Origin of the sequence: Kitasatospora sp. NPDC051170 (assembly GCF_044455705.1) — a bacterium.
In the GTDB taxonomy this organism is placed as follows: domain Bacteria; phylum Actinomycetota; class Actinomycetes; order Streptomycetales; family Streptomycetaceae; genus Kitasatospora.
In genome coordinates, this window is sequence record NZ_JBITFA010000020.1 from 103,725 (window position 1) to 125,871 (window position 22,147).

Annotated in this window: 17 protein-coding genes; 4 read left to right on the forward strand and 13 right to left on the reverse strand. The window is 74.0% G+C overall.

The window, feature by feature from the left end; all coding sequences use genetic code 11:
* The first annotated feature begins 45 nt into the window (after positions 1-45).
* From ACIBCA_RS32900 to ACIBCA_RS32910, 3 genes are all read left to right on the forward strand, one after another.
* Positions 46-696 (forward strand): amino acid ABC transporter permease, encoded by a 651-nt coding sequence (locus tag ACIBCA_RS32900; protein ID WP_396286730.1) that lies wholly within the window; start codon positions 46-48, stop codon positions 694-696.
* Positions 693-1,538 carry an amino acid ABC transporter permease gene (locus ACIBCA_RS32905; RefSeq protein WP_396286731.1) on the forward strand — a complete coding sequence of 282 codons (846 nt, stop codon included), beginning with the start codon at positions 693-695 and terminating at the stop codon, positions 1,536-1,538. The genes ACIBCA_RS32900 and ACIBCA_RS32905 overlap by 4 nt, the downstream gene beginning before the upstream one ends.
* Positions 1,539-1,660: 122 nt before the next feature.
* The gene (locus tag ACIBCA_RS32910; protein WP_396286732.1) at positions 1,661-3,382 is read left to right on the forward strand and encodes an FAD-dependent monooxygenase; all 1,722 of its coding nucleotides are present in this window, start codon (positions 1,661-1,663) and stop codon (positions 3,380-3,382) included.
* Between the two features lie 58 nt (positions 3,383-3,440).
* Here ACIBCA_RS32910 and recX read toward each other — a convergent pair whose 3' ends face one another.
* The 5 genes from recX to ACIBCA_RS32935 form a co-directional block, all read right to left on the reverse strand.
* Entirely contained in the window at positions 3,441-4,271 is an 831-nt protein-coding gene (recX, locus tag ACIBCA_RS32915) for a recombination regulator RecX (RefSeq protein WP_396286733.1), read from the reverse strand.
* A 4-nt stretch (positions 4,272-4,275) separates the two neighbouring features.
* Positions 4,276-5,403, reverse strand: a complete 1,128-nt coding sequence (gene recA / locus ACIBCA_RS32920; protein ID WP_396286734.1) for a recombinase RecA — start codon at positions 5,401-5,403, stop codon at positions 4,276-4,278.
* A gap of 197 nt (positions 5,404-5,600) precedes the next feature.
* Complete coding sequence (locus ACIBCA_RS32925) at positions 5,601-6,833, reverse strand: AI-2E family transporter (RefSeq protein ID WP_396286735.1); 1,233 nt, start codon at positions 6,831-6,833, stop codon at positions 5,601-5,603.
* A 32-nt stretch (positions 6,834-6,865) separates the two neighbouring features.
* Positions 6,866-7,060 carry a DUF3046 domain-containing protein gene (locus ACIBCA_RS32930; protein ID WP_031076654.1) on the reverse strand — a complete coding sequence of 65 codons (195 nt, stop codon included), beginning with the start codon at positions 7,058-7,060 and terminating at the stop codon, positions 6,866-6,868.
* A 52-nt stretch (positions 7,061-7,112) separates the two neighbouring features.
* Positions 7,113-8,567, reverse strand: coding sequence for a S8 family peptidase (locus tag ACIBCA_RS32935; RefSeq protein ID WP_396286737.1), 1,455 nt, complete (start codon positions 8,565-8,567; stop codon positions 7,113-7,115).
* A gap of 212 nt (positions 8,568-8,779) precedes the next feature.
* Between ACIBCA_RS32935 and ACIBCA_RS32940 the strand changes: the two genes are divergently transcribed.
* Positions 8,780-13,483 carry an ATP-dependent helicase gene (locus ACIBCA_RS32940; RefSeq protein WP_396286738.1) on the forward strand — a complete coding sequence of 1,568 codons (4,704 nt, stop codon included), beginning with the start codon at positions 8,780-8,782 and terminating at the stop codon, positions 13,481-13,483.
* A gap of 72 nt (positions 13,484-13,555) precedes the next feature.
* Here the strand turns inward: ACIBCA_RS32940 and ACIBCA_RS32945 are convergent, their stop codons facing one another.
* The 8 genes from ACIBCA_RS32945 to ACIBCA_RS32980 all read right to left on the reverse strand — a co-directional run bounded on the left by ACIBCA_RS32945 (position 13,556) and on the right by ACIBCA_RS32980 (position 21,908).
* Positions 13,556-13,846, reverse strand: a complete 291-nt coding sequence (locus tag ACIBCA_RS32945; protein ID WP_396286740.1) for a hypothetical protein — start codon at positions 13,844-13,846, stop codon at positions 13,556-13,558.
* 55 nt (positions 13,847-13,901) lie between these two features.
* Entirely contained in the window at positions 13,902-14,270 is a 369-nt protein-coding gene (locus tag ACIBCA_RS32950) for a helix-turn-helix domain-containing protein (RefSeq protein WP_031077754.1), read from the reverse strand.
* Positions 14,271-14,588: 318 nt separating this feature from the next.
* Complete coding sequence (locus ACIBCA_RS32955; RefSeq protein WP_396286741.1) at positions 14,589-15,089, reverse strand: CinA family protein; 501 nt, start codon at positions 15,087-15,089, stop codon at positions 14,589-14,591.
* Positions 15,090-15,116: 27 nt separating this feature from the next.
* Complete coding sequence (gene pgsA, locus ACIBCA_RS32960) at positions 15,117-15,755, reverse strand: CDP-diacylglycerol--glycerol-3-phosphate 3-phosphatidyltransferase (protein ID WP_396286742.1); 639 nt, start codon at positions 15,753-15,755, stop codon at positions 15,117-15,119.
* Positions 15,752-17,242, reverse strand: coding sequence for a 30S ribosomal protein S12 methylthiotransferase RimO (gene rimO / locus ACIBCA_RS32965; RefSeq protein ID WP_396286743.1), 1,491 nt, complete (start codon positions 17,240-17,242; stop codon positions 15,752-15,754). The genes pgsA and rimO overlap by 4 nt, the downstream gene beginning before the upstream one ends.
* Before the next feature lie 97 nt (positions 17,243-17,339).
* Positions 17,340-18,194 carry a helix-turn-helix domain-containing protein gene (locus tag ACIBCA_RS32970; protein ID WP_396286744.1) on the reverse strand — a complete coding sequence of 285 codons (855 nt, stop codon included), beginning with the start codon at positions 18,192-18,194 and terminating at the stop codon, positions 17,340-17,342.
* Positions 18,195-18,398: 204 nt separating this feature from the next.
* On the reverse strand, positions 18,399-21,083 hold the full coding sequence (locus ACIBCA_RS32975; protein WP_396286745.1) for a DNA translocase FtsK: 2,685 nt from the start codon (positions 21,081-21,083) through the stop codon (positions 18,399-18,401).
* A gap of 144 nt (positions 21,084-21,227) precedes the next feature.
* On the reverse strand, positions 21,228-21,908 hold the full coding sequence (locus ACIBCA_RS32980) for a response regulator (RefSeq protein ID WP_396286746.1): 681 nt from the start codon (positions 21,906-21,908) through the stop codon (positions 21,228-21,230).
* Positions 21,909-22,147: the final 239 nt, after the last annotated feature.

Below are 22,147 nucleotides of genomic sequence, written 5' to 3' on the forward strand. Positions count from 1 at the left end.
GATCCACCGCACGTTCCGACAATCCCCTGAGAGGAGGGCCGCCGAATGGGTTTCCTGTTCGAGGACGACAACTTCGCGTTGTTCCGCGACGGCTTCCTGCAGACGATCGAGCTGAGCGCGCTCAGCGCACTGCTCGCCCTGCTGCTGGGCACCCTGCTGGCGGCCTTCCGCGTCTCACCCGTCCCGATCCTCCGCGGATTCGGGACCGCCTGGGTCACGGTCTTCCGCAACACCCCGCTGACCATCCTGTTCTTCGCCGCGGTCTTCGGCCTGCCCCGGCTCGGCGCGAGCCTGAGCTACCTGACCCTCGCCACGCTGGCGCTCGGCGGGTACACCGCCTCGTTCGTCTGCGAGGTCATCCGCTCGGGCATCAACACCGTGCCGCTGGGCCAGGCCGAGGCCGCCCGGAGCCTGGGCATGGGCTTCGGCCAGACCCTCCTCCACATCGTGCTGCCGCAGGCCGGCCGCACCGTCCTCGCCCCGATGAGCAGCGTGTTCATCGCCCTGCCGAGGAACTCCGCGATCGCCGGCGCGTTCAGCGTCAGCGAGCTGTACAGCGCGCAGCAGGCGTTCTCCGAGAAGGGCTACTCGATCTTCGCGATCTTCTTCTGGGTGGCCTGCGCCTACCTGCTGATCAGCTTCACGATCGCCTCGCTGTTCCGCTTCCTGGAATCCCGACTGGCGGTGGCCCGATGAGTCTCCTCAACCGCTCCGCGACCGCGAGCGTCCTCTACGACGCCCCCGGCCCGCGGGCCCGCGCCCGCTACCGGGCGTTCGGGATCGTCGCGCTGCTCGCCATCGCCGGGCTGATCTGGTTCGCCGTCTCCACCCTGGCCGACAAGAACCAGTTCGACGCGGACCTCTGGGACGTCTTCCAGTACACCAACACCCAGCAGCGCATCGTGGACGGCCTGCTGTCCACCCTGAAGGCGTTCGGCCTGGCCGCGCTGTTCTCCCTCACCCTGGGCGCCCTGCTGGCCGCCGGCCAGCTCTCCGACCACAAGCCGGTCCGCTGGACCTGCACCACCGTCGTCCAGTTCTTCCGGGCGATGCCCCTGCTGATCCTGATCGTCGCGCTCTACTACGCGTTCTTCGCCAAGGAGCCGATGTGGGCGCTGGTGCTCGGCCTCACCCTCTACAACGGGTCGGTCCAGGCCGAGATCATCCGCAGCGGCGTCAACGCCGTGCCCCGCGGCCAGGGTGAGGCGGCATACGCCCTCGGCATGCGCAAGACGCAGGTCATGACCTTCATCCTGGTGCCGCAGGCCGTCCGCTCGATGCTGCCCTCGATGATCGGCCAGCTGGTCGTCACCCTCAAGGACACCTCGCTGGGCTTCATCATCACGTACCACGAGCTGCTGTTCGTGGGGAAGGCGATCGCCAGCCAGCCGCTGTACGCCGCCTTCCCCTACATCCCCGTGGTCCTGGTGATCGGCCCGATCTACATCGCGATGTGCCTGCTGCTGACCGCGCTCGCCCACTGGATCGAGGGCCGCGGGCGCCGCGGCGCGAACCGGCGCACTTCGACTGCTGCTTGACGGACACGCAGGTGATCTGTTGCATTGCTCTTCGTGACACCTCCCGGGAGCATCCACGCGGCATATGCGGCAGCGGTAACTGACGCCGGCCGATCGGCCGGTTCGTCCCCGGAGGTCCCCTCATGGACCCGGTGATCGTGGTCGGGGCCGGACCGGTCGGTCTGGCCCTGGCCCTCGCCCTGGCCCGGCACGAGGTGCCGACCGTCATCCTCGACGAGGGCTCCGGGCTCTGCCCCGAGGGCCCTCGCAGCGTCGTCCTCGGCGCCGACTCCACCGCCTTCCTGACCCGCATCGGCTACCCGCGGGCGGTCTCCGACTCCGCGCTGTGGGACTCCTTCTCCATCTGGCGCCGCCGCCAGGAGATGCTGCGGATCGACCTCGCCGACTCCCCCACCTTCCACCTGCCGCAGCACCGCCTCCAGCGGGGCCTGCGCGACGCCCTCACCGCCACCCCGCTGATCCGGCTCGTCCCGCTGCACCGGGTCGTCGAGCTCGAACAGGACCGCGACGGCGTCAGCGTCCGCACCACCGGCACCCGGGACGGCGCGAGCACCTGGTGGCGCGGCAGCCACCTGGTGGGCTGCGACGGCGCCAGATCCGCCGTCCGCAAGCTGCTCAGGATCCGCTTCCCCGGCCGCCCGGCCGTCGACCGCAACGCCGTCGCCACCGTCCGCGTCGACCTGCCCTTCGACGGCGCCCGGCTGCACCGCGAACCCCCGTGGCGCGGCGACCGCGAAGCCTCCGCCCGCCCCCTGCCCGACGGCGTCTGGCGCCTCGACTGGCGCCTGCCCCCCGGCCGCCCCGACCCCGCCGAGCAGGTCGACCCGCACGCCACCTGGCCCGGCATCGTCACCGGCGACACCCTGCTCACCCGGGTCACCTCCACCCTCACCGGCTGGTGCGGCGGCGAGCTCCCGCGCTACGAGCTGCTCGCCGCCGCCGACCACACCGCCCAGCAGCGCCTCGCCGCCCGCTTCCGGGTCGGCCGCTGCTTCCTCGCCGGCGACGCCGCCCACCTGCACGGCGCCCTCGGCATGCAGAACCTCGCGGACGGGCTGCGCGACGCGGACAACCTCGCCTGGCGGCTCTCCCTCGCCTGGCACCTGCACAGCGGCGGCCCCCAGCCCGGCGGCTCCCTGCTGGACGGGTACGAGGCCGAGCGCCGCGGCGCGGTCGGCGCCCGGCTGCGCGCCGTCGACCAGTCGATGCCGCTGCTGCGCCCCCTGCGCGGCTGGGCGCAGACCCGCCGCTCTCTGCTCGTCGGCGGCTTCCGCAAGCACGCCCCGCTGCTGGCCGACGGGCAGCTGGGCACCGGCCGCTTCGGCGGCGCCCCCGCCTACCCGGCGGCGCCCTCCGGCGTGCCCAGCCGCGTCCCGGTGCAGCGCGGGGCGCGCGGCTCCACCTCGCTCAGCGAGCTGCTGCCCGCCACCGCCCCCGGGGTCCTCGTGCCGGACCTGCCGGTGCTCGCGGCGGACGGCACCCCGGACCACCTCCACGCCCGGCTCGGCGCCACCTTCCTGCTGCTGCTGGTCGCCCCCGGCACCGCCGTCTGGTCCTCCGAGCACTGGCTGAGCGCCGGACTGATGCCCCGCCTCGCCGAGGTCGCCGCCGCACTGCCCGTACCGGCCGAGGTCCTGGTCACCGAGGAGTACCCGGAGGCGGGCCCGCACACCGTCCTGCTGATCCGCCCCGACGGCCACCTGGTCGGCGCCACCCAGGGCGCCGCCGCCGACGACCTGCTGGCCCTCGCCGACGGCGCCCGCGGCGGCCCGGCCCCGCTCACCACGGCTCCCGAACCAGCCCCCGAACCCGTCCCCGAACCCGTCGCCCAGCCGGTCGAATAGCCGGTCGAACAGCCGGGTCACACGGACCGAGACCGGGTCCGAGGGCCCGGCCTTCGTCCTACTCCCGCCCCTCGTCCTCCAGGGCCTCCCGCACCACCCGGAACGCGAGGCCCTCCGAGTAGCCGCGCCGCGCCAGCACCCCGACCAGCCGCCGCATCCGGACCTGCGTCTCCAGCCCCCGGGTGCTCCGCAGCCTGCGCTCGACCAGCGCCCGGGCGGCCTCCGTCTCGTCGTCGTAGTCCAGATGGGCCACGGCCCGCTCGACCAGCTCCGCGTCCACGCCCTTGGTGCGCAGCTCCTGCGCCAGCGCCCGCCGGGACAGCCCCCGTACGGCGTGCCGGGACTCGACCCACGCGGTGGCGAAGGCCGCGTCGTCGATCAGCCCGACCTCCTCCAGCCGGGTCAGCACCCCGTCGGCGACGTTCTCCGGGATCTCCTTCTTGCGCAGGGCGTCCGCGAGCTGCTTGCGGCTCTTGGCGGAGCCCGTCAGCAGCCGCAGGCAGATGTCCCTGGCCCGGGACTCCGGGTCCTCCGGGTCCTCCGGCTCCTCCGGCTTCTCGGCCCGCTTCCGGGCCGTGCGGCCCTCGCCGCGCTCCTCCCCCGAGCGCGAGCGCCCGCGCCGGCCCTCCCCCGGGGCGGCCGCACCCCCGTGACCGGCCGCCCGCCCGACCGTCCCCCCGGCCGCGCCGTCCGTCTGCTCGGCCGCCAACGCCGAGCGCCTCCGACGCCGCCCGGTGGGCAGCTCGGAGGCGGTGACCAGGCCGAGCTCCTCGACCGTCACCTCCGCCGGGCCCGGGCCGGGCGCCGGACCGGGCTCCTCCGCGACTGCGGCGAACCAGTCCGGCGGCCCGTACTCGTCCTCGGCGCCCGCCGTGTCGTGCTTCCTCAACGGCTCAGCCCTTGGCTGCCGCCGTCTTCTTCGCCGCGGCCGTCTTGGTGGCGGTCGCGGTGATCGGCTTCGCGGCGCCGTCGACGGCAGCGGCGGCAGCCGCCTCCGGCGCGGCAGCCTCGGCCGGCTCCTCCACCTTCGGGCCGATGCCGAGCTTGCCCTTGATCTTCCGCTCGATCTCGTCGGCGAGCTGCGGGTTGTCCCGCAGGAAGTTGCGGGCGTTCTCCTTGCCCTGGCCCAGCTGGTCGCCCTCGTACGTGTACCAGGCGCCCGACTTGCGGATGAAGCCGTGCTCGACGCCCATGTCGATCAGGCCGCCCTCGCGGCTGATGCCCACGCCGTAGAGGATGTCGAACTCGGCCTGCTTGAACGGCGCGGCGACCTTGTTCTTGACCACCTTGACGCGGGTGCGGTTGCCGACCGCGTCGGTGCCGTCCTTCAGCGTCTCGATGCGGCGGATGTCCAGGCGGACCGAGGCGTAGAACTTCAGCGCCCGGCCACCCGTCGTGGTCTCCGGCGAACCGAACATCACGCCGATCTTCTCGCGCAGCTGGTTGATGAAGATCGCGGTGGTGTTCGACTGGTTCAGCGCACCGGCGATCTTGCGCAGCGCCTGGCTCATCAGACGGGCCTGCAGACCGACGTGCGAGTCACCCATCTCACCCTCGATCTCGGCGCGCGGCACGAGCGCCGCGACCGAGTCGATGATCACCAGGTCGACCGCGCCGGAGCGGATCAGCATGTCGGTGATCTCCAGGGCCTGCTCACCCGTGTCCGGCTGGCTGACCAGCAGGGCGTCGGTGTCCACGCCCAGCTTCTTGGCGTACTCGGGGTCGAGCGCGTGCTCCGCGTCGACGAAGGCGACCGTGCCGCCGGCCTTCTGGGCGTTGGCGGCCACGTGCAGGGTCAGGGTGGTCTTACCGGAGGACTCGGGGCCGTAGATCTCGACCACGCGGCCGCGCGGGATGCCGCCCACACCGAGGGCGACGTCCAGCGCGGTGGACCCGGTGGAGATCACCTCGATCGGCTCGTTCGCCTTCTCGCCGAGGCGCATCACCGAGCCCTTGCCGAATTGCCGTTCGATCTGGGCGAGTGCGGCCTCTAGGGCCTTCTCCTTGTCCGTACCTGCCATGACTTTTTCCCTCGGGTTCTGTGCTGTGCGCTTCATCGTCCTCGACGCTAGCGCGTCCCACTGACAAACGAGCCCCACCCGCGTCAGCCTGTGGAAAACTCCTGGCCGGAGAGTACAAAGAACATCTGTTCGATTCAAGCGTCACCCGAACGCCACGCACCCCGACCAGGCGCCCCGACCACACGCCCCGCCCCCGGCTACTCCCCCCGCTCCCCGTCGCCGCCCACCATCCGCCGCAGCCGCCGGCTCGCCTCGCGCCGCAGCGCCCGTCGGGCCCGCCGCTGCTCGCCCCGGTCGATCCGCGGGTCGCTGGCCACCTCGTACCGCTTCACGTACGTCCCCACGAAGCCCTGCAGCGTCGCCGCCGCCGGGATCGCGATCAGCGCCCCCACCGCCCCCAGCAGCGCCGCCCCCGCGATCACCGCCCCGAACGCCACCGCCGGGTGCACGTCCATCGTCCTGGCGGTGATCCTCGGGTGCAGCAGGTAGTTCTCGATCTGCTGGTACACCACCGTGAACACCAGCACCCACAGCGCGTCCACCGGTTCCACCGTGAGCGCCACCAGCACCGGCAGCGCTCCCGCCAGGTACGTCCCGATCGTCGGCACGAACTGCGACATGACGCCCACCCAGATCGCCAGCGCCGCCGCGTAGGGCAGGTCGATCAGCGCGAACATCACCCAGTGCCCGGTCGCCGACACCAGCGCCAGCACCGCCCGCGAGTACAGGTACCCGCCGGTCTTCGCCAGCGCGATCTCCCAGGCCCGCAGCACCTCCCCCTGCTTGGCCGGCGGCAGCATCGAACACACCGTCCGCCGCACCCGCGGCCCGTCGGCCGTGAAGTAGAAGGTGAACAGCCCGACCGTGAACGCCTGGAACAGCCCGCCGATCAGCGTCGAGGACAGCCCCCACACGTTGTCGGCCGCCTGCTGGGCGTAGTTCTCGATCGCCCCGGAGTCCTTGAGCAGCTTCTTCTGCAGCTCGCCCAGCGACACCTCCTGATGGAACGTCGTGTTGATCCACCCGATCAGGTTGTCGACCAGGTGCGGCAGGTCCCCCGCGATCTTCGCCACCTGATCGACCAGCAGCGTCCCCAGCGCCCCCAGGAACCCGGCCACCGCCACCCCGACCGCGACGAACACCAGGCACGTCCCGACGCCCCGCCGCACCCCCCGCGCCGCCATCCGGTCCACCGCCGGCTCCAGCGCCAGCGACAGGAAGAAGGCCACCAGCAGCATCACGAACAGGTCCGTCAGCTGCAGGAACGCCCAACTGGCCAGTTGGAACACCCCGACCAGCACCAGCGCCAGCACCATCGCCCGGGGCAGCCATCGCGGCATCCCCCCGCCCCACAGCGCCCCCGCGCCGCCACGGCGCTCCTCGCCGGCACCCTCGGCCGGCCCTTCCCGCTCTTCCGTACCACTCGTCACCCGAACAGTCTGGCGCACCCCCCTCGGCGCGATCAGCGCAGCGGCCCCGAAACCCCCTGGGTCTCGCACACCACCCGCCACACGTCCTTGGCCTCCCACCCCGCCTCCAGCGCCTGCCGCACCGTCCGCCCCCCGAGCTCGCTCATCACGTGATCGCTCGCGAACGACTCCGCGTACCCCTCGCCGAAGTGCGCGTACATCCGTCGCCAGAACTCCGTCAGCCTCATCCCCCCAGTATCCCGAACCCCGCCCCCACCAGTGCTGCGTCACCACCCGCCCTCAGCGGGGCAGGACCACCAGCCCCGCCCCGAAGTACCGCCGGTCCCCGCACCCGTACGGCCCGGCCGAGCATCCCGCCGAGGCCGCCTCCGCCAGCGCCCCCGCCAGCCGGTCCGCCCCGTACTCCGGGTGCCCGGCCGCCACCACCGCCACCGCCCCGGTCACGTGCGCGGCCGCCATCGACGTCCCCGCCAGCGCCGCGTACTGCCCGCCCGGCCAGTCCGAGACGATCGCCCCCCGGGGGCCCCCGTCCGGGTCGCCCCCCGGGGCCGCCAGCGACACGTGCCCCCGCCCGAAGTTGGAGTACCCCGACGGCCGCCCGTCCCGGTTCACGGCCGTCACCGTCACCACCCCCGGCAGCTCCCCGGGCAGCCGGACGCACTCCGTCCCCAGGTACCGCGTCCGCGCCGCCCCCGACACCCGGTCGTTGGGGCTGCGCTCGTCCGTCCGCCCCGCCCCCAGGTCCTGCCCGTCGTTCCCCGCCGAGGCGACCACCACCGCCCCCTTGCGCCGTGCGTAGTCGACCGCCCGCCCGACCGCCGCCGTGATCGCCGCCTGGTCGGCGTCCTCCGGGCAGTTGTACTTCCACGGGTCGGCGAAGTAGCTGTTGTTGATGGCCCTGGCCCCGTGGTCGGCCGCCCACAGCATCCCGCAGACGATGTTCTCGGCGTAGTACTGCCCGAGCGGCCCCAGCAGCCGTACGGCCCCGATCCGCACGCCCGGCGCCACCCCGCTGACGCCCCGTCCGTCCCCCGCGGCCCCGACGATCCCCGCCACGTGCGTCCCGTGCCCGCTCTCCCCCACGCCCGGGTCGGGCCGCCAGGCCCCGGTCCGGGCGTCCGGCCGGCCGTCCGCGCAGGACACCGACGCCTTGGGGTCGACGGCCGCCCGCAGATCCGGATGGGTGTCGTCCACCCCCGAGTCCAGCACCGCCACCAGCACCTTCCGCAGTGCCTCCACCGACGCGCCCCCGGCCCGCACCGCCGGCCCCGTCGCGCCGCCGCCCCACACGCTCACGGCGCCCACCATCGCCAGGTTCCACCCGTCCCCCTGCGCGGGGTCGGGCACCACCGGCGTCACCCCCTCGTCCCGCGCATCGGCACTGACCCCCGCGGCGAAGTCCCCCGCCCCCGCGACCCCGCGCGGCGGCCCCACCACCGGCGCCGTCCGCGTGGCCCCGACCGCCGCGATCCCCGGCCGCCCCCGCAGCTTCTGCGCGAAATCCCCGGTCGCGTACGCCAGCACCGCCCCGATCTGCGGATACTCCTGGACGACCTGCCCGCCCGCCTCCTTGCTCCCGGCCCCCGCCAGGGCGGCCCCCGCCGCGTCCGCCCGCTCCCCGAGGACCAGGTAGCTGAGGTACGCGCGCCCGGGCCCCGACACGTACGGAACGGCGCCGCCCAGCACCAGCGCGGTGAGCAGCATCGCCAGCAACGCCCGCGCGGGCCCCTTCACACGACGGCGTACGCGCCTGCCGGAAGGGTGCGCCTGCGGCATCGCACGGTCTCCGCTCGTCGATCCAGTGAGGTCCCGGTCACGGAATGGTCACATGTCCGAATCATCACCATATGAGCAGATCATCCAACCCGCTCCCCCGGCTACACCCGGCCGGTGCGCAGCCCCATGAGTCACCCCCATGTGTCAGCCCCACGCGGCACCATGGGGGCATGGCGCCCCACACCCCTCCCCCGCCCCCGGACGACCCCCTGGCCGGCTTCGCCCCCGCCACCCGCGCCTGGTTCACCGGCGCCTTCTCCGCCCCCACCACCGCCCAGTCCGAAGCCTGGCGCGCCATCCAGCGGAACACCGACGTCCTCGTCGTCGCCCCCACCGGCTCCGGCAAGACCCTCGCGGCCTTCCTCTCCGCCCTCGACCACCTCAGCAGCACCCCGCCCCCCGCCGACCCCAAGCGCCGCTGCCGCGTCCTCTACGTCTCCCCGCTGAAGGCCCTCGCGGTGGACGTCGAACGCAACCTCCGGGCCCCCCTGACGGGCCTGCGCCAGGCGGCCGTCCGCCTGGGCCTGCCCGAGCCCGAGGTCCAGGTCGCCATCCGCTCCGGCGACACCCCCGCCGCCGACCGACGCCGCTTCGCCACCCACCCGCCTGACATCCTGATCACCACCCCCGAATCCCTCTTCCTCCTCCTCACCTCCGCCGCCCGGGAGGCCCTGCGCGGCATCGACACCGTGATCCTGGACGAGGTGCACGCCGTCGCCGGCACCAAGCGCGGCGCCCACCTCGCCCTCACCCTGGAACGCCTCGACGAGCTCCTGGACCACCCGGCCCGTCGCATCGGCCTCTCCGCGACCGTCCGGCCCGTCGAGGAGGTGGCCCGCTTCCTGAGCCCCCGGCGCGGCGCCGTCGTCGTCCAGCCGCCCGCCGCCAAGGAGTTCGACCTCTCCGTCGTCGTCCCCGTCCCCGACCTGGACGACCTCCCCGCCGCCCCCGCCACCGGCGGCGCCTCCGACGGCGACCCCCAGCGCCAAGCCTCGATCTGGCCCCACGTCGAGGAACGCATCGTCGACCTCGTCGAGGCCCACCGCTCGACCATCGTCTTCGCCAACTCCCGCCGCCTCGCCGAGCGCCTCTGCAACCGCCTCAACGAGATCGCCCACGAACGCGCCACCGGCGCCGTCGCCCCCGAGGCCCACGCCCCGGCCCAGCTGATGGGCGGCTCGGGCGCGGCCAAGGGCGCCCCGGCGGTGATCGCCCGCGCCCACCACGGCTCGGTCTCCAAGGAGCAGCGCTCCCTCGTCGAGGAGGAGCTGAAGGCCGGCCGGCTCCCCGCCGTGGTCGCCACCTCCAGCCTGGAGCTGGGCATCGACATGGGCGCCGTCGAACTGGTCGTCCAGGTCGAGTCCCCGCCCTCGGTCGCCTCCGGCCTGCAACGCGTCGGCCGCGCGGGCCACCAGGTCGGCGCCGTCTCCACCGGCGTCTTCTTCCCCAAGTACCGGGGCGACCTCGTCCAGTCCGCCGTGGTCACCGAGCGGATGCGCTCCGGCCGGATCGAGGCCCTGCGCATCCCCCGCAACCCCCTGGACGTCCTCGCCCAGCAGATCGTCGCGATGACGGCCCTGGACGCCTGGCCGGTGGACGACCTGCTCGCCGTGGTCCGCCGCGCCGCGCCCTTCGCCACCCTCCCCCGGTCCGCCTTCGACGCCGTCCTCGACATGCTCGCCGGCCGCTACCCCTCGGACGCCTTCGCCGAACTGCGCCCCCGCGTGGTCTGGGACCGCGTGGCCGGCACGGTCACCGGCCGCCCCGGCGCCCAGCGCCTGGCCGTCACCTCCGGCGGCACCATCCCCGACCGCGGCCTGTTCGGCGTCTTCATCGCCGGCTCGGACCCGAAGAAGGGCGGCGGCCGCGTCGGGGAGCTCGACGAGGAGATGGTCTACGAGTCCCGCGTGGGCGACGTGTTCACCCTCGGCACCACCTCCTGGCGCATCGAGGAGATCACCCACGACAAGGTCCTGGTCACCCCCGCCCCCGGCATCCCCGGCCGCCTCCCCTTCTGGAAGGGCGACACCCTCGGCCGCCCCCTCGAACTCGGCCGCGCCCTGGGCGCGTTCACCCGCGAACTGGGCGCCCTCCAGCCCGAGCAGGCCACCGAGCGCCTCAAGCGGGCGGGCCTCGACGACTGGGCCGCCGCCAACCTCCTCGACTACCTCGCCGAACAGCGCACCGCCTGCGGCCACCTCCCCGACGACCGCACCATCGTCGTCGAGCGCTTCCGCGACGAACTCGGCGACTGGCGCATCGTCATCCACTCCCCCTTCGGCGCCCAGGTGCACGCCCCCTGGGCCCTCGCCCTCGCCGCCCGCCTGCGCGAGAAGCACGGCCTGGACCCCCAGGTCATGCACGCCGACGACGGCATCGTCCTGCGCCTGCCCGACGCCGACCTCCTCGACTTCCCCGCCGAGCCGACGGCCTCCACGGACGAAGCCCCCGTCGGCGCCGACGCCGCCCTCTTCGACCCCGGCGAGATCGAACAGCTCGTCACCGACCAGGTCGGCGGCTCCGCCCTGTTCGCCTCCCGCTTCCGCGAGTGCGCCGGCCGCGCCCTGCTGCTCCCCCGCCGCAGCCCCGGCCGCCGCACCCCGCTCTGGCAGCAGCGCCAGCGCGCCGCCCAACTCCTCGAGGTGGCCTCCGAGTACGGCTCGTTCCCGATCGTCCTGGAAGCCGTCCGCGAGTGCCTCCAGGACGTCTTCGACGTCCCCGGCCTGGTCGAGCTGATGGGCGACCTCGAGTCCCGCGCCGTCCGCCTGGTCGAGGTCACCACCCCCGAGCCCTCCCCCTTCGCCCGCTCCCTCCTCTTCGGCTACGTCGCCCAGTTCCTCTACGAGGGCGACTCCCCGCTCGCCGAACGCCGCGCCGCCGCCCTCTCCCTCGACTCCCGGCTGCTGTCCGAACTCCTCGGCCAGGCCGAGCTGAGCGAACTGCTCGACCCCCAGGTCCTCGCCGACCTGGAGGCCGAGCTCCAGCGCCTCACCCCCGAGCGCCGCATCAGGGACGCCGAGGGCGTCGCCGACGCCCTGCGCCTCCTCGGCCCGCTCACCGAGGCCGAGTTGACGGCCCGCGGCGCCGAACCGCTCTGGGCCCTGGAGCTGGAGGCCACCCGCCGGGTGATCGCCGTCCGGATCGCCGGCGAGCAGCGCTGGGCCGCGATCGAGGACGCCGGCCGCCTGCGCGACGCCCTGGGCACCCCGCTGCCCGTCGGCGTCCCCGAAGCCTTCACCGAACCGGTCAAGGACCCGCTGGGCGACCTGCTGGCCCGCCACGCCCGCACCCACGGCCCCTTCACCGCCGGCGAGGCGGCCGCCCGCTACGGCCTGGGCACCGCCGTCGTCACCGGCACCCTGCAGCGCCTCACCGCCGCCGGCCGCCTCGTCCAGGGCCAGTTCAGGCCCGCCGGAAGCCCTGTCGACCCCGAGTGGCACACAGCCCACGAGTGGTGCGACGCCGAGGTGCTGCGACGCCTGCGCCGCCGCTCCCTGGCCGCCCTGCGCCAGGAGGTCGAACCCGTCCCCCCGCGCGCCCTGGCCGCCTTCCTCCCCCAGTGGCAGCACCTGTCCGGCCACCGCCTGCGCGGCCCGGACGGCCTGCTGCGGGTGGTCGAGCAGCTCCAGGGCACCGCCCTGCCCGCCTCCGCCCTGGAGAAGCTGATCCTCCCGGCCCGCCTCGCCGACTACTCCCCGGGCCTGCTGGACGAGCTGACGGCCGCGGGCGAGATCGGCTGGTGCGGCGCCGGCGCCCTGCCCGGCAAGGACGGCTGGCTCAGCCTCCACCTCGCCGAGAACGCCCACCTGCTGCGCCCCGAGCCCGTCCCGCCCGCCCTCACCCCGCTGCACTCCGCCCTGCTGCGGGCCCTCGACGGCGGCTACGGCCTCTTCTTCCGCCAGCTCGTCCAGCAGCTGCCCGAGGACACCCCCGAGCCGGAGGCCGTCGAGGCCCTCTGGGACCTCGTCTGGGCCGGGTACGTCACCAACGACACCCTCGCCCCGCTGCGCGCCCTGCTCGGCTCCGGCCGCACGGCGGGCGCCACCGCCCACCGCGCGCCCCGGGCGACCCCGCGCGGCCGCTACGGCGGCGCGGGCCGCCCCTTCGGCCGCCCCTCTGACCGTCCGGGGGCCTCCTCGGGCCGCACCGGCCCGCCCACGGTGGCCGGGCGCTGGTCGCTGCTGCCCTCCCTCGCCGCCGACCCGACCGTCCGGGCCACCGCCCAGGCGCAGAGCCTGCTGGACCGCCACGGCCTGCTCACCCGCGGCACGGTGGCCGCCGAACGGGTGCCCGGCGGCTTCGCCGGGGTCTACCGGGTGCTGGCCGCGATGGAGGAGCGCGGCCGGGCCCGCCGCGGGTACTTCGTCGAGGGCCTGGGCGGCGCCCAGTTCGCGATGGAGGGCGCGGCCGACCGCCTGCGCTCGGTCAACGGCCGCCTGGAGCGCACCCGCGCCGCCGAGTGGCCGGCCGCCCCGGCCGCCGAGCCCCCGCAGCCGCTGGTGCTGGCCGCCGCCGACCCGGCGAACGCCTACGGAGCCGCCCTGCCCTGGCCCGAGCCGCCCACCGCCCCCGGCGGCGGCGAGGCCAAGGCCCACCGGCCGGGCCGCAAGGCGGGCGCCCTGGTGGTTCTGGTGGACGGCGAGCTGGCGCTCTACGTCGAGCGCGGGGGCAAGTCCCTGCTCGCCTGGCCCCAGGACGACGCCACCCTGGCCGTGGCCGCCTCCGCCCTGGCCACCGCCGCCCAGGAGGGCGCCCTGGGCAGCGTCACCGTCGAACGGGCCAACGGCGAGCCCGCCCTGGGCTCGGACCTGGGCCGCGCCCTGGAGGAGGCCGGCTTCCACCCCACCCCGCGGGGCCTGCGCCTGCGCCCGTAGACCGGGGAGACGCACGAGGGCCGCGGAGTCCGATGACTCCGCGGCCCTTCGTTCGACTCGTTCGAGGTTCCTTCACCCGGTCGGCGGCGGTTGTGCCGGTACGGGCACCGGCTCCCCTCGGCGTCGGCGCACCGGCCCGGTCGCCGTACGGTCGGCGTGGACCGGGATGAGCCCGAGCCCCCAACCGCCGGCCGCGAGCAGCCCCAGGGCCGCACCGTCCACCAGCTGGCCCCGGACGGCCACGAGCCACCAGGCGAGCCCGGCGGCCAGAACCACCAGCACCCAGCGCGCCCGCCACGGGAGCAACCGCCGCACCCGCAGCCGTATTCGGGCCACCGTGCGCACCGTCGCGGATCTCCGCACGACCGCCTCCTTCGCTCGCCCCTGGCCCTCACGGCCCGGGAGTACGAGGCCGGAGTCAGGCGGCGACCACGTCCATCGCGGCGTTCTTGGGCGACATGGTCGCCCGGTCGGAGCCGGGGGCGGGCAGCGGAACCGGTTCGAGTACCGGCCTCAGCAGATCACCTTCCGAGAGGGTGGCCATCGCCGCAAGTTCGGCGAGCGACAGTTCGTCGCTGACCTCGCGCATGACCTCGGACATCCGGACGTCGAGTGCGTCGCAGATGGCGGAGAGCAGCTCCGAGGAGGCTTCCTTCTGTCCGCGCTCGACCTCGGAGAGGTATCCGAGCGAAACCCTGGCGGCCGCCGACACCTCGCGGAGTGTGCGGCCCTGGCGCTGGCGCTGCCGACGCAGTACATCGCCCAGTAGGCGACGGAGCAGGATCATCGGTGCCTCCCTCCTCGGACTGCGGATCGAGATGTCACGCCCCCACCGTACCGCCTTGGCCGCTTCGCGTGCGGGGACCCTGTCCGTGTTCACTCTGGGCTGCAAGGCCGTCCCCCTCCTTGTTCCGGTGTCGCACCCGGGTTTGCGGGCCCCTCGTGGTACCCGACGCGGGCCACCCGGCCACCGTCACGCAATCCGTTCGCCACCTGGTTTCTGCCCAACCAGGCCATCGGATGTAACACGATCCTCCAGCCGGGCCATTCCGTCATGCCGGTTCGGCAGGTCTCGGTTCGGTGGAGATCCCGTCGGACGGGGCCGTCAGCGCGCGACCTCGGCGACGAGCAGTTCCAGTGCGGCGGTCACCGCCCCGTGACGGATTGTGGCACGAGCCCCGGACAGCCGGGGCGAAGTGACCAGACTTCCCCCCGGACCGGCGACGGCGAGGTGTACGGTGCCCACCGGCCGCCCGTCCTGCGGCTCCGGCCCGGCCACCCCGGTCGTCGCGAGCCCGTACGTGGCCCCCAGCAGCCGGCGCACGCCCTCGGCCATCTGCGCGGCCACCACCGGGTGCACCGGCCCGTACACGTCGAGCAGGCCCTCGTCCACGCCGAGCACCGACGCCTTCAGCGCGGTCGCGTACGCGGTGACGGAGCCCCGGAAGGTCGCGGAGGCCCCGGGGACGTCCACCAGGGCGGCGGCCAGCAGCCCGCCGGTCAGCGACTCGGCGACGGCCACCGTGGCCCCCTCGGCCCGCAGCGCCGCGTGCGCCCGCTCGGCGAGCGCGTAGTCCGCGCTCCCGGTCTCGACGGCCCCGTCCACCCCGTGCTCCACCCCGTTCCCCCCCGTTCACCGGTCCGCGTGCTCCGCGGCCATGCCCTCGCGGCGCAGGCGCACCGCCTGCGCGATGTAGTCCAGCGCGGTGCCCACGGTCAGCAGCACCGCGAGCCCCATCAGCACGGCCCGCCCGGTGGCCAGCCAGCCGGTCAGGGCCAGCACGTACATGCCGACGGCGGTGCCCTGGGTGAGCGTCTTGAGCTTGCCGCCGCGGCTGGCCGGGATGACGCCGTAGCGGATCACCCAGAAGCGCATCAGCGTGATGCCCAGCTCGCGGGCGAGGATCACGATGGTGACCCACCAGGCGAGGTCGCCCAGCACCGAGAGACCGATCAGGGCCGAGCCCATGATCGCCTTGTCGGCGATCGGGTCGGCGATCTTCCCGAAGTCGGTCACCAGGCCCTTGCGGCGCGCGATCTCGCCGTCGAACAGGTCGGTGATCATCGCGATCGCGAAGGCGGCCCAGGCGACGGAGCGCCACTTGGGGTCGTGCCCGCCCCCGGCGAAGAGCAGCGCCACGAAGACGGGCACGAGCAGCACCCGGACCATCGTGAGCACGTTGGCGATGTTCCAGATGCTCGGGGTCGCCGGGGCCGCGGCCGCCGGTCTGCCCGGGTGGGCCGCGGCCGTGGCGCCGGGCCCCTTGGTCATTCCCCCGCTCCCGGGGCCCGGCGCACGCGCACCTGCTCCAGCGCCTCGGCGATCAGGTCCACACCCTCGCTGGCGACGACCTTGGCCCGCCAGAACTGGCCGACCTCGGGCGCCTCGACGCCGGTCAGGGTGGTCAGGCCGTCCGTCTCGGGTGCCTGGTGGGCGGCGCGGCCCTCGACCACGCCCTCCTCGATCGACTCGATCAGCACCTCGACCTCGGTGCCGATCCGGGCCTCGGCCCGCTGGGCGGTCATCTCCTCGGCGAGGCGGCTGAGCCGGTCCACGCGCTCGGCGACGACGTCCTCGGGCAGCTTGCCCTCGAAGGTCGCGGCCTCGGTGCCGTCCTCGTCGGAGTAGCCGAAGACGCCGATCGCGTCGAGCCCGGCGTGGGTGACGAAGCGTTCAAGCTCGGCGAAGTCCTCCTCGGTCTCACCGGGGAAGCCGACGATGAAGTTGGAACGGGCGCCGGCCTGCGGGGCCTTGTCGCGGATGGTCTTCAGCAGCTCCAGGAACTGGTCGGTGGAGCCGAAGCGGCGCATCCGGCGCAGGACGGCGGGCGCCGAGTGCTGGAACGAGAGGTCGAAGTAGGGCACCGCGTCGGCGGTGCCGGTCATGGCGTCGATCAGGCCGGGGCGCATCTCGGCGGGCTGCAGGTAGGAGACCCGCACCCGCTCGATGCCCTCCAGCGCGGCGATCTCGCCGAGCAGCGTCTCCAGCAGCCGGATGTCGCCGAGGTCCTTGCCGTACGAGGTGTTGTTCTCGCTGACCAGGACGATCTCGCGGACGCCCTGCTCGGCCAGCCACTTCGACTCGCCCAGCACGTCGGAGGGGCGGCGGGAGATGAAGGAGCCGCGGAAGGCGGGGATGGCGCAGAAGGAGCACCGCCGGTCGCAGCCGGAGGCGAGCTTGACGGAGGCCACTGGGTTGTCGTCCAGCCGCTTGCGCAGGGTGCGCGGGCCGGAGGCGGGGGCGAGGCCCTCGGGCAGGTCGGCGATCGGCTCGGCGGGGGCCTCGGCGCCGTGGCCGGGCAGGGCGACGCCCTCGGCGGCCGACTGGCGCTCGGCGGGGCTGATCGGCAGCAGCTTGCGGCGGTCGCGCGGCAGGTGCGGGGCGTGGTGGCCGCCGGAGAGGATGGTCTGGAGGCGGTCGGAGATGTTCGTGTAGTCGTCGAAGCCGAGCACGCCGTCGGCCTCGGGCAGGGCGTCGGCGAGCTCCTTGCCGTACCGCTCGGCCATGCAGCCCACGGCGACGACGGCCTGGGTGCGGCCGTGACCCTTGAGGTCGTTGGCCTCCAGGAGGGCGTCCACGGAGTCCTTCTTGGCGGCCTCGACGAAGCCGCAGGTGTTGACGACGGCGACGTCGGCGTCGGCGGCGTCGTCCACGAGCAACCAGCCGTCGGCCTCCAGTCGCCCGGCGAGTTCCTCGGAGTCCACCTCGTTGCGGGCGCATCCGAGCGTGACAAGGGCGACAGTACGACGTTCAGGCATAGGCCCAAGATTAACGCGCGGCATCCGGTGCCGTTCGCCCCGGAGGCCGCGCGCCTCGGTTCACCTGATCGTCGCCGCCCCGTCGGGGCCTCTGCGGTCAGCCCGCCTGCGGGTCTCCGGGGGTGTAGGTGACGTGCACCACCTGGCCGTCCTTGCCCAGGAGACCGAGGTCCTTGCCGTTGACGTACGCGTGCACGGCCCCGCCGTTGCCGAGCACCAGCTTGATCTGCTTGGCGTCGGTGAAGGTCTGATCCTGGCCCTCGCTGATGTTGTTCTGGAACAGCGACTTGCCGCTGCCGTCGGTGGCCGAGATCCAGCTGGTGCCCTCGGCGACCAGCTTGACGGTGACCTTGTCGGCGGGGACGGCGGCGATGGCGGCCGCGGTCGGCGGCGCCGGCGGCTGGGCGGCGGGGGCCGCCGGGGCGACGGAGCCGGTGCCCGAGCCGCTGGGCAGCGGCGCGCTGGCCGTGCCGGTGCCGGTGTGGGCGCCCTTGCCGCTGACCAGGTTGAAGCCGATCAGCCCGACCACCGCGACGATCGCGGCGACCATGGCGGCGGCCCAGTTCGGCCGGCCGCGGCCGGGCACCTTGATCGGGCCGCTCTCGATGAGCTGGGTGGGCCGCTTGGAGGCGGGCGAGCCGCCGTGGGCCGCGTCGTAGCGGACGACCAGCGCCTCGCCGTCCGCGCCGACCGCCGAGGCGATCGCGCGGATGTGGCCGCGGGCGTAGAAGTCCCCGCCGCAACGGCCGAAGTCGTCCTCCTCGATGGCATGGACGATCGGCACCCGCACGCGGGTCGCCGTACTCACCTGGTCCACCGTGAGGCCCGCCTCGATCCGGGCGGTGGACAAGACCCGGCCGATGCTCGGGGCATCGGCCGCCTGCACCGCGTCGTCGGTCGGCGAGACGGACGACGGTGCGTTCTCGCGGTCGGGGGACTTGCCGATGGTCACGGGAGCACGCCTTTCGAGCGGATGGCCACCTGCTGGGGAACAGTCTAGGGGCGGGGGCGGATCGTTTCTCAAGCGGAACAGGCCCGAATGCGCGCCCCCGCCTCGCGCCGTGTGACGCGGTGTACGGACGTTCGGTTCCCCGGGCTCCGCCCACCCTCCTCCGAACGAGTGAACACACCCCCGGGACACGGCCGGTCGGCCCTGTCATCCCCTCAACGTGACGAGCACCCCGTCCAGTTCGTCCGGCTTCACCAGGACGTCGCGGGCCTTGGAGCCCTCGCTGGGGCCGACGATCCCGCGCGACTCCATCAGGTCCATCAGCCGGCCCGCCTTGGCGAAGCCGACCCGGAGCTTGCGCTGGAGCATCGAGGTCGAGCCGAACTGCGTGGAGACCACCAGCTCGGCGGCCTGGATCAGCAGGTCGAGGTCGTCGCCGATCTCCTCGTCGATCTCCTTCTTCGGCCCGCCGCCCACCGTCACGTCGTCCCGGTAGACGGCGCTCAGCTGGTCCTTGCAGTGCTGCACGACCTTGGCGATCTCGGCCTCGGTGACGAAGGCGCCCTGCATGCGGATCGGCTTGCTCGCGCCCATCGGCAGGAAGAGCGCGTCGCCCTTGCCGATCAGCTTCTCCGCGCCGGGCTGGTCGAGGATGACCCGGGAGTCCGCCATCGCCGAGGTGGCGAAGGCCAGCCGGGAGGGCACGTTGGCCTTGATCAGGCCGGTGACGACGTCCACCGAGGGCCGCTGGGTGGCGAGCACCAGGTGGATGCCGGCTGCGCGCGCCAGCTGGGTGATGCGCACCACCGAGTCCTCGACGTCGCGCGGGGCGACCATCATCAGGTCGGCCAGCTCGTCGACGATCACCAGCAGGTACGGGTACGGGCGCAGCTCGCGTTCGCTGCCCAGCGGCGCGGTGACGGTCCCGGCCTTCACGGCGGCGTTGAAGTCGTCCACGTGCCGGAAGCCGAACGCCGCGAGGTCGTCGTAGCGCAGGTCCATCTCGCGCACCACCCACTGGAGGGCCTCGGCGGCCTTCTTCGGGTTGGTGATGATCGGGGTGATCAGGTGCGGGATGCCCTCGTACGCGGTCAGCTCGACGCGCTTGGGGTCGACGAGCACCATCCGCACCTCGTCCGGGGTGGCCCGGGCGAGGATCGAGGTGATCAGGCAGTTGATGCAGGAGGACTTGCCCGCGCCGGTCGCGCCGGCGACCAGGATGTGCGGCATCTTGGCGAGGTTGGCCATCACGGTGTGGCCCTCGACGTCCTTGCCCATGCCGACGACCATCGGGTGGGTGTCCTCGGCGGCCGTGCGCGAGCGCAGGATGTCGCCGAGGTTGACCATCTCGCGGTCCCGGTTGGGGATCTCGATGCCGACCGCGGACTTGCCCGGGATGGGGCTGATGATCCGCACGTCGGCGCTGGCCACCGCGTACGCGATGTTCTTGGCGAGCGCGGTGATCCGCTCCACCTTGACGGCCGGGCCGAGCTCGACCTCGTAGCGGGTGACCGTCGGACCCCGGGTGAAGCCGGTGACCTTCGCATCCACCTTGAACTCGGCGAAGGTGCCGGTGAGCTGGGCCACCACCTCGTCGTTGAGGGCGCTGCGGGCCTTGGCCGGGCCGCCGCGCTCCAGCAGTTCGAGGGAGGGCAGGGCGTAGGTGATGCCCTCGGAGAGCTGGAGCTGCTCCATGCGCACGGGCGCCGGGCCGTGCTCCTCCGGCGCGCCGGGGCCGCCGCTGCGGGCGGCCGGGACGGCGGGCTCCTCGGGCGGGACGGTGCGGTCCTGCACCTGGTGCATCATGTCCGCCACCGCGGAGGAGGCGGGCACGCCGTAGACCAGCGCGCCGTCCAGGTCTGCGGCCGCGCCGGCGGCGAGGTCGCGGGTGGCGTACGGGTCCAGCGGCTCCTTGTCGAGGGAGATCCGGCCGGCCTCGGCCTGCTCCTCGCCCTCCTCGGGCTTCCTGCGGCGGCGGCGCCGGCGGGCGGCGATCTCGTCGCGCGGGTCCCCGTCCGCGGAGTGCCCGGAGTCCACGGAGTACGGCAGGGCGTCCGGGTCGGCGTCCTCCGGCGGATCGGTGGAGAGCTCGCGCTCCGGCGTGCGCCCCCGCCCGTACTCGTCCTCGGGGCCGGGCTCGATCACACCGAGCCTTATCCCGCCGGCCCGCAGCCGCTCGGGGATGCGGTTCACCGGGGTGGCGGTGACCACCAGCAGCCCGAAGAAGGCCAGCAGCAGGAGCAGCGGCACGGCGACGGCGGGCCCGGCGGCGGCCATCACCGGGGTGGAGACGGCCCAGCCGATGATGCCGCCGGCGGTCCTTATCCGGGAGGCCCCGCTGCCCATCGTGGGCGCGCCGCAGCCGATGTGCACCAGGCCGAGGACGCCCACCAGCAGGGCGCTGAGCCCGATGACGATCCGGCCGTTGGCCTCCGGCAGCTCCGGGTGGCGCCAGAGCCGGATCGCGACCCCGGCCAGCAGGAAGGGCACCAGCACGTCGAGCCGCCCGAACAGGCCGGACACCACGGCGGTGGCTGCCTCGTTGAGCCAGCCCTCCGAGCTGAACCAGGTGCCGGCGGCGACGACCAGCGCCAGCGCGAACAGCAGCAGGCCGACCCCGTCCTTGCGGTGGGCCGGGTCGAGGTTCCTGGCGCCGCTGTTGAAGCCCCGGAAGATCGCGGCGACGGGGCTCGCGACGGCGTTGAGGGTGCCCATCAGCACGCCCCGACGCGGCGGTGGCGGCGGGGCCTGCTTGGCCGCCGCCTTCTTCGCGGGGGCCTTGCCGGCGGCCGCCTTCTTGGCGGGCGGCTTGCCCGGGGCCTTCGCCGCGGCCTTCTTGGACGGTCCCGGGCTCGATTTGCGTGCCGCGCTTCCGGGCGTACGAGTGGCCATGGGTCAGCAGCCTACCGGGGTGGGTCGGTGGTGCACATGCGCCCGAGCCCGGGCGCCCGGACGTGTCGCAGACACACCGTCACGCTGATCGGGATTCACCCGGACGCCGCACGGAATCACCCGGAAGGGTGGAAAAGGGGGCTCCTACGAAGGGCCAGGACCACCAGGAGCACCAGGAGCGCCGGGGCTGCCAGGGCTGCCGGGCCGCATCGCGTCCAGCGCCCGGCGCAGCGCCACGAGCCTGCGCTCCAGGTGCGCCGCGGTGGCGGACACCCCGGCGTCCTCGACGCCGTCGAGCTGCTTGCCCAGCGCCTCCGCCTGCTCCTCCACCGCCGCCAGCCGCGCGGACAGCTCGCCCAGCAGCGCGCCGTGCGCGGCCGCCTCCCCGTCGCCGGTCTCCAGCTGCAGGCGCAGCAGCGCCGCCTGCTCCCGGAGCTGGCAGTTCTTCGCGTACAGGTCGACGAAGACGGAGACCTTGGCCCGCAGCACCCACGGGTCGAAGGGCTTGGAGATGTAGTCCACCGCGCCGGCCGCGTAACCGCGGAAGGTGTGGTGCGGGCCGTGGTTGATCGCGGTGAGGAAGATGATCGGGATGTCCCGGGTGCGCTCGCGGCGCTTGATGTGGGCGGCGGTCTCGAAGCCGTCCATGCCGGGCATCTGGACGTCCAGCAGGATCACCGCGAAGTCGTCGGTGAGCAGCGCCTTGAGCGCCTCCTCCCCGGAGGCCGCGCGGACCAGCGTCTGGTCCAGGGCCGAGAGGATCGCCTCCAGCGCCAGCAGGTTCTCCGGCCGGTCGTCGACCAGGAGGATCTTCGCCTTCTGCATCCGGGCTCGCCCTCCTGTCGCCTGCCTGCCAACCGGTGCAGGCACTCGCGTCCCGCCCACCGCTACCCCGGTCATGCTAGCCGCACCCCCTCGCCCGGCACATCGCTCCGGCATGACCCGTTCCGGAGCGGCACGCGGCGCGCGCTCCGGCGCGCGCTCAGCAGCGCGTCGCCGTCCGGTCACTGTTCGCAACGATCGGTGACCCTACCCGGTTCCCGGGCCCGGCCGCCAGCAAACCG